The following is a 13,668-nucleotide window of genomic DNA, read 5'->3' on the forward strand; positions in this document are numbered from 1 at the left end:
CAGCTTGCCCTATACATTTATAGTAATTGATAATAATTCTATCTATCATTACCTGCGACTTCTTTATTTTGTGATAACTCTTTTTTCTGAATATTGTGCATCATATCTCGTATTTGGAGTATATTTCTTCTTCGAAGAATGCATCTTGGAGGCATTCATTTCATTAGATGTATCAATATCAACCACGACATACATTTCCGTAGTGCTGACGTTCCTGTATACGCACATAGGCAAGTCGTCCACTGACTTTATAAGTTGAACGCTCTTTACACGGAAAAGATGCTGGCCAACATCTTTACGAGTATGAAATAGCACATATCCAATAGATTGCAAATTCTCAACAATTTCTATGCCGTCCCTTGTGTATTTGATACCAACAGCAAGTTTTCCTGTTGGAAGGAACTTCAGTTTCTTCACATCGTAGTTCTCCATCATTACCATCAAGACCCCGTCTTTTGTTACATCAGCAATAGGTGAATAGCCCTTGGATATAGGTTTTTGAAGGACTTGATTTGGCTGCTCACCAAGTTTGCAATCTGCTACAAAGAAATATCTCTTTAATTCACTTAGCAGCAGTTCATTCTCCGCCTTGTTCGCATCTGTTGTCGTGTCTAACGCTAAAGAATAGACATTTTCGTCCGCAAATGGAGTATACACTTTGCCAAGTAACTCTTTAAAATGTGTCTTGATATATTCTTCTCCATTCACATCTGGATGTGCCTTCATTGCATAGAAGTCGTAATCTTTTTGCAGCCATTCCTGTATTTCTGTACGGAAACGATTACGAATACTCTGCTTCCATTGTGTCTTTTGATCCGTGTTATTTTTTGCATATAATGATAGGACAAAAAGAAAGTTTACATCATAGTGAAACAGGAGCAATGTATCACGGTCAAACAAGCGGTTGTTGAATTGTACTTGTTTGTGTCGATTCTTTTTGCGGTCTGTTTTTTCGATACCATCATTAGTGTAATCAAAATTTTCATCCATCTTGGCAGACACAAAGAAGTTTGGAATGATGTTATATCCTTCCGTCACATCATCACGAAGCCGAATGCCCGACTCCGTTGTTTTGCCACTATTGAAGATGTCAAGATTCCATTGGATGACATTTCTTGCATATGTGTATTGTTTGTAGATGGATTCAGAACCAAGCTTATGCCCCATCTTATAATACTTGCTGTCACCAATGTAATAAGTCTGTTTGTTTTCACTTTCAATCAGACTTTTTGCTGTGAAGAGGTGGTCTACAATTTTTCCGTCCTCTTGTTTTTTCTCCATTCCATCAGGCAAAGGATTGTCTCCGACCAACTCGTCTATGATAGCCTCGAATACAATATAGAAGTTCTTGACCAATAGGTATTCTTTCTGCTCTGTCGTGATGAGCACTTGCCTTGCTTCATCAAAGAAGGCATAGCATAACTGCCACAATTGCAGTGCTTTATCAGAGAAATATTTGTATTTGATTTGACGTAAACGAGTTTTGCCAAAGCCATTCAAGTACGTTTCAAACTTCTTTCCCGTTATCAACTGAAACTGGCAGCAGATTTCTTTTGGAAAGCCATAAGTCTCACCGATATAATTTAAAATTGAGAAAAATATAACAAGCAGTTCCTCGTCAAAGTTGATTTGTCGTTTTTTGTTGACAGGCTTCAAATAGATTGGTTGTCCATCTTGCACAATGGCTGTTTGCGTACCAATGGTTCGAGTCCAATTAATTTTGTTCAAGCCACTATGCAAGTTCTTTACAATGAAAAAGAAGAATCTTTGGTTGTCACGGTTGAATTGTAACAACGACAGAAGAATATCAAGATAAGTATTGCTTAATCTGCGTTGACCATTACCAACTTGAGCTATTTGCGAATGATATACAATATCGGTATCATTGCGTTTATCGTTTTTGTAAACCACTATGGCACGATAAATCCAAACAGCAAACTTGTAGAGAAAATTTTTCTCAACAGCATCAAGTGGATTGGTTTCATCCAAGTTAGCAATGCTTTCTGGCTTATACTTTCCAAATACAAGTTCTTGTCCTCCCACATCTTTTAGCAACACCTTGGGCAGGATAAACACACAATCCTTTAGTAGAGTATTGTAGAAATATCCTACATAATGAACGGACACCTTACCCTCAACATTCTCCAAAGCATCAATGCCATAGAGAATGTTCTTTATATTGGCTACGTTGTATTGATATTCTTCTATCAGTATGCGCATTACTTTATAATTTTCTTAATAGTAATACCCCAATCTTTCTCATTTACTAATTTCATGAGAGTATCAGCTTGACCATTGCAGCCGTATCCATCACGAGCAACATAAATAGTTGTTCCATAACAATCTACAGCATCAGAACGCTTACTGTTATCTGTGCGTGAATCAAATTGTTCCTTTGTCTCTATGAAATGAGGTACTATACTGCCTAATGAATTCCATTCTTTATAAACCTCTTGGGCTGTAATGTTTGGATTTAACTTAATATATTCTTTTATACATTCTATAGCCAATTTGTTTTTGGCACATTCTGCGCCATCATTTACAGTAAACTTGTCATAGTTTCTACTGTTTGATTCTGGCGTATTACCGTCCTCATCTTCTATTTCACTTTCCTCTTTAGAGATTTCTATTGGTATGAGCCCAAGGTTTTTCAAGAATAAAGCAACCTTCTCTTCTACTACTTTTGAGTTCTTACCTTCTGAGGTATAGAATTTGTCGAAAGACAATTTACTTCCGTCCTCATCATTGAAAATAGCATCACCAAACTCATAGTCCTTAAACACATCGTTCCACAGATAAAAGATAACCTTACCGACAAATGTCTTTGCCGATATAACGCTATCTTGCGCCTTACAGAAGAAATAACCAAGTTTCTTGTCTTCAGAATTGGTTGTGGAGCCAATTTTCTCGTTAATCTTTTCAAGGAACTGCCACCAATCATATTTGCTTCCATCAACTTCTATAATCCAGTCCTTTTCTGCATTAGATATAGGCATGTAAGTCCAATCCCAACGACGCTTGAAAGCAGAGTCTATTGGGAACAAACTCTGGTCGCTTGTGTTCATGGTAGCCCATATGTAAAGGTTGTTAGGCAGGAGTAAAATATCACCATTCAACACTTGGGATACAATATCCTTACCTTCATACATAGCATTAACTTTGTCTTTTTGTACTATAGATAATCCTGCGAATGCTTTTTGAAGTTGTCGCTTCATATCTGCATCCGCTTTTATAGGATAATCAGAAAAGCCATAATCATTACGGTCGAGAAGCTGGAATAAGTCACCAAAGATTTGCGCACAGTTGCCTCTGTTGATTTCTTCGATTACAAGGTATTGCTTATTTCCCTCATCATATTTCTTCCAAGCATTGATATATGCTTGCAGGAATGATTGAGCCACAAACTCATAGACAATTTGCTCCTTATGTAATGTTGTCGCACCAATTTTCATTGGTTGTCCGAGTTCATCACAAATAGGTAGTAATGCCGTTGTTGGTTTATAAGCGCCCACAAATGTTGAATAATCTGTGTCTGGATGAAATGTCGTACGGATAACATCTTCATCTTTCGTTTCCTCATTGATGGTATGTGACTTACCTGTACCAGGTGCACCATAAAAGATTTGCTGCAAAGAGTTCCTTTGTTCGGACTTATGTCCTTTGTCCTCTGACTTTATTCCATTTCCGTATAGAGAATGATAGTTCGATTGTAAAATCAAAACATAATCTGTCATTTCCAATCCAGAATATAGAGTTTGGAAAAAAGGACCACGGCTTATTTCGCCAGGGGATGCGACAACGCTACCTTTCTTTGCATCAATATTTTCTCTTGACACATCTACACCTATGTTCTTCAACTCCGTTTTTAGTGAACTTTCCAAATACAAAGAGTTTGAAAACTCAATATTTATAGCATGAGTATTGAAACTTCCATAAATAATATCCAATGGTATATTGAATTCACTGGCAAATTTTTGAAGTATGCTCTCAATGGTAATATTATCCTCGAAAGACGTTCTCCGATAAGCCCAAACTGCAATGTCATAGATATTAGGAATGTGTTTACCTTGGTCGTTAAAGTATTTCTCCCATTTGTTAGAAAATACTACATACAAAGAACGCCCACTATTATATTGTTTTTTTGTTTGGCTTAAATTGAATATGTTTTCAAGAAAATTGGAAACACCATCAAGATTTACCTCATAAGAAACAGATGGCTCAATGCTATTATTACATCCTTTTAGCAAAGCCAAGTATCCCCATGACTTATTGGTCATGCAGTCTTGAAATCCTTTATAGGCTTCAACGACGGACTTAACACTTATGTATTTCATTTTTCAATAGTTTTTTCGTAAGTTTTAATCATGTTTTCCATTATCTTTACAATAATTGGAACACTGATTGAATTTCCTAATTGTTTGTATGTCTGAGCATCTGATACGGGGAATACAAAGTCATCAGGGAAACCTTGGAGTCTTTTTGATTCAAGAACAGATAACTTTCTACGAATATCCCATAGCTTAGGTGTCCTGTTGGCTATAATAGTGGGGGCATAAGTGTCAAGACACGAATAAAAAGCCTCCTGTATTTGAGTCTTTGCTAGGTCTCCTACATGAAATCTCAAAGAACCATCAGGTTTTTGGAACGAAAACACTCCATATTTACCCTTCTTTGTATTGGGCTTATACTTGGAGTTGTCATGTTGAATTCTATCACCAGGCTTTGCCTTCGCAAAATGGTAATCAATCCTATCAAGTTCAAATTTAGAAATAGCCAGTGAAGGATTATGATCATTCATATCTACTATATCACGCAAGGTCGGATGACCACCTACAGGTTTCGGCCATTCAAAATTCACATCACTTCTAAATGCGACACAGTACCATCTTTCTCTTTTTTGAGGAAGTCCATAATCTAAAGATGATAGAATAGTCCAATGTGGATAATAGCCAAGTTTCCTCAGACTGTCTAAAACAGTCTGAAGAGTTTTGCCCTTATCGTGTGATTTCAGTCCTTTTACATTCTCAAGAAAAACCATAGGAGGTTTGTGGTATTCCAAAATCCGACACACATCAAAAAACAAAGTACCTCTAACTTCGTCATTGAAACCTTGTTTCTCTCCTGCATAGCTAAACGGCTGGCATGGGAATCCTGCTGTTAGAATGTCAAAATGGGGTATATCCTTTGCTTCAATGGCCTTTATATCACCTGTCGGAATCTCGTGAAAATTCGCCTCGTAAGTTTGTTGTGCAAACTTATCGTTATCTGACGAGAATACACATTTGACATTGTTACTTTTCATGGCAAGACGAAACCCACCTATGCCACAAAACAAATCTATACCCTTATATTTCTTCTTCATCGTTTTTCTATTTCTTCTTTTTTCATTTTGCCTCGTTCTTGAATTCTTCAAACCTCACTAACTCGGCCAGTTCTACATCTAATATTTTGGCTATCTCCATCAGATTGCCTAAATCGGGCTGACTTGAATTGGTACACCATTTAGATACGGTTGTTTGGTCCTTACCTAACTGTTCAGCCAACCATTTATTCGTCCGCTGCTTATCCGCAAGAACAACTTTTATTCGATTTAATTTTTTACTTGCCATATAGTAATCATTTCTTCTGGCAAAGGTATAGTTAAATCCTCTATATAAAGAATATCTGGAGTGTTTTTATAGATTATCCGCAATAAAATGAATCTTATTCTATTGTTTTGCATGTGCAAGCAAAAGAGCCTATAAGAAATACCTACATGCCTGGTATTGACTGCCTTCTATCAACGAGGAAAGTTGAAGGCATCAAATAACCAAGAGGAAAGTAATGAAACGAAATGCGAATGAGGCTTTAGGGATGAGAAACACTTTCTTCTACGCCTCTATGCACTTGCATGACTGCCGTAGCACTCAAAATGGCGGAAGAACAAAAAAAGTCGCCATCTTTCGATGACGACTTCCTATTTTCTTCAGTCGGGGTGACTGGATTCGAACCAGCGACCACACGCCCCCCAGACGCGTACTCTAACCGGGCTGAGCTACACCCCGAAGAAATAGCTTGCGGAACTTATATAGGGGATAGTTCCTTTTAGCGAGTGCAAAAGTACCATAAAGAATGGTACGAACAAAATAAAATCTCAACTTTTTTCCATAAAATCGCTTTTTTCGCCTAACTTCGCCCCTGCACATATCTTTATTCTTATGGTCAAGATAGAAAACAAACAGCTCATTGCCACCTTTTCAGAGAAAGGTGCAGAGACAACAAGTTTGAGAGATGCCCAAACGGGGCGCGAGTACATCTGGCAGGGCGACCCCGCTTTTTGGAGTGGCCACAGCCCCATCCTTTTCCCCATCACGGGTGGCCTTTGGAACGGAGAGAGCCGCATTGGCAACCGTGCCTACAACATTCCGAAGCATGGTTTTGCGAAGAATATGCCCTGGCAGGTGGGAGAACAAAAGGCGGAGAGCGTGACGTTCTTCCTCGAAGCTACGGAGGCCACGCGAGAGGTATTTCCCTATGCGTTTCGCCTCGAAGTGTGCTACCATCTCGAAGGGCGCACGCTGAAAGCCGACTTTAAGGTGGAGAATCAGGGAACAGAAACTATGTTTTTCCAAATGGGAGGACATCCGGGACTGAACCTGCCGGACTACAAGGAGGGCGGAGGCGTCTGTGGCTACATCCGCCTTACGGGCAAGGCCGACCATCTGCTCCGCGCTGGCGAACAAGGTTGCATCATCATGGACGGAACAACACCGGCCCACTACCCCATCCCGCTGACGGAAGAAGGCCTCGTGCCGGTGTGCGTAGACACATTCAGCAACGAAGCCCTTATCTTGGAGCGTCAGGTGGAGGCTGCCACGCTGCTCGACATGGAGCAACGTCCCATAGCCACCGTACGCAGTACGGCTCCCGTCTGGCTTTTCTGGTCGCCACAAGGCGTCCACAGCCCGTTTGTCTGCTTCGAACCGTGGTACGGCCTACCCGATTTGCAGGGATTCAGCGGCCCCATCGCGGAACGTGCCTTCATCCAGCAGGCCAAAGGCGGAGCTACATGGACAGGAGGGTATGAGGTAGAAGTATAAACCTAAAATCGCTCACCACACTTATTTCCCAAGGGCGGAGGCAGCCAGCGCGCGTGCTTCTGCCCTTGCTGGTTTTCCGGTGGCGGTGAGTGGCAACCGCTCCACCCGCACATAGTGGCGCGGACATTCGTAGCGCTCGAGGTGCTCACGGCAGTAGCGCGCCAGAGCAGCCTCATCGGCTTCGCCCGCATAGAGCAGCGTGACGGCTTCGCCATATTTCTCATCGGGTACAGCGGTGATCTGAAACGGCACATCCAAGGCGGCGAGGCGGCGTTCTATCTCCTCCGTTTGCAACTTGATGCCGCCCGAACATATCACATTGTCTTTGCGCCCCAGGATGCGGAACGTGCCGTCGGGGAAGAGTTCGGCACGGTCGTTGGTCTCAAGTGGTGTGGGACAAACGGCGGGGGCTTCGATGCGCAAACAACCGTCTGCGGTGAGGGAGAGTTTCACGCCGTCGAAGGGTTTGTAGCGCTCATCGACCGCTGGCCCATTCAGGCGGCGCAGCGCCACATGGGAGAGCGTTTCCGTCATGCCGTAAGTGCTCCAAACGGGATGGGGGAAATCGCGCAGCTCTTCGGCCAACGCCCCACTGATGCTGCCGCCGCCAATGATGAGTTGGCCCACCTCGCGAAGCAGGACGCGCTCGCGCGGCACTTTCAGCGTCTCGAACACCTGCATCGGGGTCATCGCGGCAAAGGTGGGCGCGGTGGTCAGCGTCTCAAACGGATGGGCGGAGGGTTTGACCACCACGAGGCGCAAGCCGTGGGTGAAAGCGCGCACGCAGACCATTTTCCCGGCGATGTAGTCGAGCGGCATACAGAGCAAAGCCGTGTCGCCCTCCTTCAAACCTAAGAAACGGCAGGTCATGTCGGCACTGTGGCGCATCCTCTCTTTCTCCACACGCAAGAGCTTTGGCTGTCCGGTCGAACCAGATGTTTTCACCGTCAACGTAGGTGTTTTGCTCTCCCATTCGCCTCGAAATTCGTCCACTTGTTTCCGAAACGCTTTTGTCCCGAAATCCTCCATCCAGAGCCTTTCGCCACGTATCTGCAAGGTAGTGGCTTCGAAATTGTTGGTGAACAATTGTCCCGTACCTAACCCCTGATGACGAACGGGCATAGGTGGCAACTGGCTCACCCATTGTGCCAAGGCGTTGAGTCCCACATTGCTCTCCAGCGCACTCGTCACCCAGTAGCCCACCCCGCGTTTGTCGGCCTCCATCATCCATTCCTCGCAGCCGCTGAAGCCTCCGTGGAGAGAGGGCTTGAGGACGATGTACTGCGGGCGTATCTCGTCGAGCAGTCGCTGCCGCATAACGCGATCGTTGTTACCGATAAGTTCCTCGTCGAGGGCGATGGGCAACGGCGTATTGCGACAAAGTGCGGCCATCTCCTCCCATTGGTTTTGCCGAATGGGCTGCTCGATGCTGTGGATATGGTAACGGCTCAGCTTTTCCAATCGGCGTGGCGCTTCGTCCACCGAAAAACCACCGTTGGCATCAACGCGCAGTTCGACAGTTTCGGGCGAGAAGCGAGCACGCAGGCGACGGATGAGGTTCAGTTCACTCTCGAAATCGATAGCCCCAATCTTCAGTTTCACACAATGGAAACCCTCACGGAGTTTTGCCTTCATTCGCTCCATCATCTCATCGTGCGTCCCCATCCAAACGAGGCCGTTGATGGGAATTCCCTCCGCGCCACGCGTGAAAGGCGTGTCGTAGAGCTGGAGATAATGCCCCGTGAGCGAGGCTTTGGCAGAGCGAAAGGCCATTTCAAGACCGAAGAGGATGGACGGGTAAGGGCGAAGGGCCTCCGTATCGAGCCGTCCAGCCTCCACCACCTCGCGACAGATACGCCGCAACGTTGCTTTGTAATCACCGTTGTAGTCGCAACTCAAATTGGGGAGCGGGGCACACTCTCCCAGTCCGCGAGCTATACGCCCTTCAGCTTCATAGGTGAGATCGAGATACCACACCTTCCGCTCTTTGTAAACACCGCGCGAAGTACCCGCCGGTTGCTTAAAACAAAGGGTGCGCGGAATGATTCTGATGTTCATGGGAGTTTTGTTTTAGAAAAAGTTCTCTGACGGGTCGGACCAGTCAGACCAGTCCGACCAGTCCGATTTCTCCGACCAGTCCGATTTCTCCGACCAGTCGGACTTGTCCGAGAACTACAGCCGTTTGTTGGTCGCCCTCTTAAGGCAGTTTCGGGAATTTCTTGAAATCGGGTTTGCGCTTTTCGAGGAAAGCGCGACCACCTTCCTGCGCCTCATCGAGCATATAATAGAGCATGGTGGCATCTCCCGCGAGTTCCTGAATACCTGCTTGTCCGTCGAGCTCGGCATTCAGGCCCGCCTTAATCATGCGCAAGGCCAAGGGCGAATGCTCCATCATCTTCTCCGCCCAGCGTACCACCTCGTCCTCCAGCTCCTCGAAAGGCACCACTTTGTTTACCATGCCCATGCGCTCTGCCTCTATGGCCGAGTATTGGCGGCACATAAACCAGATTTCGCGGGCTTTCTTCTGTCCCACGATGCGTGCCAAATAGGACGCACCAAAGCCAGCGTCGAACGAACCCACTTTCGGGCCTGTTTGTCCAAAGATGGCGTTGTCCGAAGCTATGGTGAGGTCGCACATGAGGTGGAGAACGTGTCCTCCGCCAATGGCATAGCCGTTGACCATCGCAATGACGGGTTTGGGCAAAGAACGTATCTGTTTCTGCACGTCGAGGACATTGAGACGGGGCACGCCGTCGCCACCGACATAACCGCCGCGACCTTTGACGTTCATATCGCCGCCCGAGCAGAAAGCCTTATCGCCAGCACCCGTCAGGACAACGACACTGATTTCGGGATTCTCCCGACAGATACGAAAGGCATCGCTCATCTCCCCCACCGTTAGCGGCGTGAACGCATTGCGCCAGCGCGGCCGGTTGATAGTGATCTTGGCGATGCCATTATACATTTCAAACAATATCTCCTTATACTCTTTCAAGGAGGTCCATTCTCTTGTCATAATTATATAGGTTTTTTATTTTCTTATTGGGATTCTCGGACAGGTCGGACCAGTCGGACAGGTCGGACGAGTCTGACCCGTCCGAGAACAGTCTTCGCTGCTGGTCAGCTCACAAAAAGCTCCAGAATTTGCGGCCTATCGGAGGGAGCTGTCAGCAGGCTTTGGAGAGCAGCAGCAGCCTCGGACGGCGTGGCGGCATGGAGATAGCCGCAGTTGTAGCTTAGGCAGATACCCTCAGCTGTGGCACAGTTGCGCCCCGCAATATATTCTTCGTGAGCTGGCGAGTCGGACAGTCCCGGCAGATGGCGAAAGATGCCGCCCCCTCCGTTGTTGAGGAGCACCACCCGCAGACGACCGTCGAGACGAGCATTCCAGAGAGCATTCACATCGTAGAAGAAACTCAGATCTCCGATGCAAAGAAGCGCCGTTCCCTCGGCGCGGAGCGAATAGCCCGCCGCGGCGGACATAGAACCCTCAATGCCGTTGACACCTCGGTTGCAGAGAACAGGGAAACGGCCGCCGTCGAAGAAAGGTTGGGCATTGCGCACCACACTACTATTGGCCAGATGCAGCGAACCGATACCGTGGTGCGCCACCGCCTCGGCCACGAGTTGCAGGGCCGTTGTGTCCGTCAGTTTCTTTATTGTGTCGCGCCGCAGAACCTTTGTGTCAGCTGACGGCCTTATACTGTCGGCTGACGCAATAAGGGTATTTTCGAGCAGCGCATTGATGCGGACCACCGCCTCCTTTTGTTCCATCGGCGCAGCGGAGAGTTGCGCGAGGAAGTCAGCGAGTGTCGTCCGACAAATGCGGTGGAGGTGGAAGAAAGTATCGGGCATGGCGTCCGTCGGCTCAAGGCGAATCACGTGCAGGTCAGCTTGTAGGCGCAGGCGTTCCTTCACGTCCTTATTGATCAGATTGCCCCCGGCCGAAATCAGTAGGTCGATGTCGGAGAGCAAGTCCAAGTGACCATTGCGCAGAGCGTTCATGCGCGCCGTTCCGGGGCAGTTGCTGAGCATTTCGGGGAACACGACGACGCGCCCGCTCTTTGCCAGCCGCAGCACCTCCTCCGAAACGTTCTCTCTGCTTTGCCCAATGAGCAAGGCAGGACAGCGCGCCGCGGCCACCTCCTGCAATGCCGCTTCCAAGTGGGCGGGAGCGGGACGGAAGTCCTCCAGAACGAGGCGTTCCTCGGGCAAACGCTCCTCCTCGAAGCGGAAGAGCGGCGGCGTGAGCGGGATGTTGATGTGCACAGGCCTCCCACCGTGGCGGCGCGTTGAGAGCAGCGCCTCGTTCATAAGGCGGTTGCAATGCCAAGCATCGGCCTCGCTGCGCAACTCTGGCAACTGAATTGTTGGCGTATAGGGCTGAAGCGCGCCGACCTGCGGCAGCGTTTGTCCGTCCAACTGACCGAGGAGCATCTCTGGGCGGTCGGCCGACACCACAAGGAGCGGCACGTGCTGATAGTAGGCCTCAGCCACGGCAGGTAGCACATTGAGCAGCGCAGAGCCGGAAGTGACACACACCACTGTGGTGCGCCCCGTTCGGAGGGCGATACCGAGCGCCACAAAGCCGGCCGAGCGTTCGTCCGTTACGGGCCACACGCTCAACTGCGGTTGGCAGCAATAGAGATTGTGCACCAACGCGCCATTGCGAGAGCCGGGACAAACCACAGCATCTGAAACGCCAAAAGAAAGAAGAAGGGAGGTGAAGATGGAAGCAGCACTCCGTCCCGTGTCCTCGCCTGAGGGAGAGGCCGATGAAGGAGAGACCGAAGTTGCGGAGGCTTCGGCGGAGAATTTTCCTACACTGCTATATTTTTGTTTCATTTGTATCGTTCGTTAGCCCAAAGAAGGTTATCAGGTGTCTTATTTTGCTTGCCAACAGCGCTATCTGTCGCACTACTCTTCGCCCGAAAGCGTTGCGGAGGAAGGCGCTGTGAGATGCTCGAGCGGAGCTGCCATTTTGCGTTGCGTTTCCAGCCATTCGTCCTCTTCGTTGCTCTCGGGAAGGAGTCCGCCACCGGCGTGGAAACGCAAGAGGGAGGGCATCACTTCCAGGCAACGCAGATTGACGTAAAGGCGCGTTTCGTGGAGCAAATTGAGCGGGCCGCAGAAGCCGGCATAGTAGCGGCGTGGCTCTGGCTCATATTCAAGAATGGCTCGGCGAGCGCGCTCCGTTGGCACTCCACATACGGCCGGCGTGGGGTGTAAGTGAGAGAGCACAGTTCCTATGCCCAGACCAGCGGGAAGCAGGAAGCGGAAATCCGTTTCGAGGTGACAAATCGCCCCCACTTTGCGCACGTAGGTCTCACTCTCCTCTGGTTCAATCGTCAGCTGGCGGAGCTGATCGCGAACATACTGCGCCACGAGGCGCTGCTCGCGGCAGTTCTTCTCGCTCCACGCATCGAGGGGCACACACGCTCCGTCCGCACAGGCCATAGTGCCGGCCAACGCCATCGTCTGCCACGCGCCGTTTTCGTGCGTAAGCAGTCGTTCGGGGGTGGCCACTAGCCAACAACCCGTTTGAGGGGTTTGAAAAAGCGATACAAAAGCATGGGGATGCGCCGCACACGCGGCAAAGAAAAAACGTTCTAACGCTTCGTTAGAAAGAGGAGGAATGGGCATTGTGGCCGTGCGCGCCAGCACTACCTTACCGCACTGGCCCGTCCGCAGCACTTGCTGCATGGCGCGAAAGGCTTGTCCGTAAGTTTCGCGGTTCTCGCTGCGCCGCGCCGCAGGCAGCACGAAAGTAGCTCCCTCGGGCACAACGCCTTCCCGCACCTCTTCTGGTTCGAGCAAGACAATGGGCGTTGCGGCGTTTGGCGTGAAAGGCGCGATGAGGAATCCCTTTCGCCCGTCGGCTTCTTCTACCGACGGCAGTGTCCCCACTGCTCCCTCGCGGAACAGTCGGACATACGAGCGTTTGCCCGGCAGACGATAATAAGCAAAACTTGGCATATCGCGAAAGTACGAAAAAAGCGCAAGAGTAGGGCATAATCTCGCGTTTTTTAGTTGCACCCAATACTTTCAGGCACCGCCTTACGACTTTCAAGCATGAACTTTCCAGCCGAAAAGAGATGGAAATGAGAGAAAACACACAGATTTGAGAAGAAGTGGGAGGACATGAAAAAAGCCACAAACTTGTGCTGAATTTTGCAAAAGTTTGTGGCCGTTTTTATAGCAGAATTATTATTCTGCTTTTGGCTATTTTCCGGCGTATCTCCCACTGTTGGTCAAAACGCCTCAATCTTCCCAGAGCAGGGAGCTTTCGTCGGAGCCCCAGCCTTCAGAGCGCGTATTCCCGGCTTGAGGACCAGGTTTGCGTTTCCCAGGATTGTGCTGGCCTATACCGGGCGACATATTCATAAGTGGGGTTTCCTCACAAAAGGAAAAAACGGCGATAACGGGTGAGGTATACGTTTTCTTTCTCATGATTATTTCTTTTACCATCTGTAATAACACTATTTATTGATAGATATAAGGGAAATGTAGCTCTGTCTTTTTCTTGCAAGAGGTGGAGCACGCTTTGCTCGAGCCTTGAGCGGAGAGACTCTCCCATTTCCAGCTTAAA

General features: G+C 48.1%; 10 protein-coding genes and 1 tRNA gene. 1 reads left to right on the top strand and 10 read right to left on the bottom strand.

All coding sequences use genetic code 11. From position 1 onward, the window contains the following. Positions 1–63: 63 nt before the first annotated feature. The 5 genes from ACO4R2_RS01925 to ACO4R2_RS01945 all read right to left on the bottom strand — a co-directional run bounded on the left by ACO4R2_RS01925 (position 64) and on the right by ACO4R2_RS01945 (position 6,044). Positions 64–2,220: a restriction endonuclease gene (locus ACO4R2_RS01925; RefSeq protein ID WP_484768964.1), complete on the bottom strand. Its 2,157-nt coding sequence runs from the start codon at positions 2,218–2,220 to the stop codon at positions 64–66. After that, positions 2,220–4,334: an AAA family ATPase gene (locus tag ACO4R2_RS01930; protein ID WP_484768965.1), complete on the bottom strand. Its 2,115-nt coding sequence runs from the start codon at positions 4,332–4,334 to the stop codon at positions 2,220–2,222. Before ACO4R2_RS01930 ends, ACO4R2_RS01925 begins: the two co-directional genes overlap by 1 nt. Beyond that, on the bottom strand, positions 4,331–5,362 hold the full coding sequence (locus ACO4R2_RS01935; RefSeq protein ID WP_347718800.1) for a DNA cytosine methyltransferase: 1,032 nt from the start codon (positions 5,360–5,362) through the stop codon (positions 4,331–4,333). The genes ACO4R2_RS01930 and ACO4R2_RS01935 overlap by 4 nt, the downstream gene beginning before the upstream one ends. A 22-nt stretch (positions 5,363–5,384) precedes the next feature. After that, positions 5,385–5,609, bottom strand: coding sequence for a helix-turn-helix transcriptional regulator (locus ACO4R2_RS01940; protein ID WP_484768966.1), 225 nt, complete (start codon positions 5,607–5,609; stop codon positions 5,385–5,387). Between the two features lie 360 nt (positions 5,610–5,969). After that, positions 5,970–6,044: transfer RNA gene (locus ACO4R2_RS01945), tRNA-Pro, on the bottom strand. Positions 6,045–6,197: 153 nt separating this feature from the next. On the opposite strand from ACO4R2_RS01945, the gene ACO4R2_RS01950 reads away from it, so the two are divergent. Next, positions 6,198–7,079 carry an aldose 1-epimerase family protein gene (locus ACO4R2_RS01950; RefSeq protein WP_484768967.1) on the top strand — a complete coding sequence of 294 codons (882 nt, stop codon included), beginning with the start codon at positions 6,198–6,200 and terminating at the stop codon, positions 7,077–7,079. Positions 7,080–7,100: 21 nt separating this feature from the next. Here ACO4R2_RS01950 and ACO4R2_RS01955 read toward each other — a convergent pair whose 3' ends face one another. From ACO4R2_RS01955 to ACO4R2_RS01975, 5 genes are all read right to left on the bottom strand, one after another. Then, positions 7,101–9,137, bottom strand: a complete 2,037-nt coding sequence (locus ACO4R2_RS01955; protein ID WP_484768968.1) for an enolase C-terminal domain-like protein — start codon at positions 9,135–9,137, stop codon at positions 7,101–7,103. A gap of 139 nt (positions 9,138–9,276) precedes the next feature. Beyond that, the gene (gene menB, locus ACO4R2_RS01960; RefSeq protein WP_484768969.1) at positions 9,277–10,095 is read right to left on the bottom strand and encodes a 1,4-dihydroxy-2-naphthoyl-CoA synthase; all 819 of its coding nucleotides are present in this window, start codon (positions 10,093–10,095) and stop codon (positions 9,277–9,279) included. 104 nt (positions 10,096–10,199) lie between these two features. Then, complete coding sequence (menD, locus tag ACO4R2_RS01965) at positions 10,200–11,924, bottom strand: 2-succinyl-5-enolpyruvyl-6-hydroxy-3-cyclohexene-1-carboxylic-acid synthase (protein ID WP_484768970.1); 1,725 nt, start codon at positions 11,922–11,924, stop codon at positions 10,200–10,202. A 72-nt stretch (positions 11,925–11,996) separates the two neighbouring features. Further along, a complete protein-coding gene (locus tag ACO4R2_RS01970) occupies positions 11,997–13,055 on the bottom strand; it encodes a chorismate-binding protein (RefSeq protein ID WP_484768971.1) in 1,059 nt (352 codons plus the stop codon). A 285-nt stretch (positions 13,056–13,340) separates the two neighbouring features. Continuing rightward, on the bottom strand, positions 13,341–13,529 hold the full coding sequence (locus ACO4R2_RS01975) for a hypothetical protein (RefSeq protein WP_484768972.1): 189 nt from the start codon (positions 13,527–13,529) through the stop codon (positions 13,341–13,343). Between the last annotated feature and the right edge of the window lie 139 nt (positions 13,530–13,668).

This window comes from Alloprevotella sp. (genome assembly GCF_057240785.1).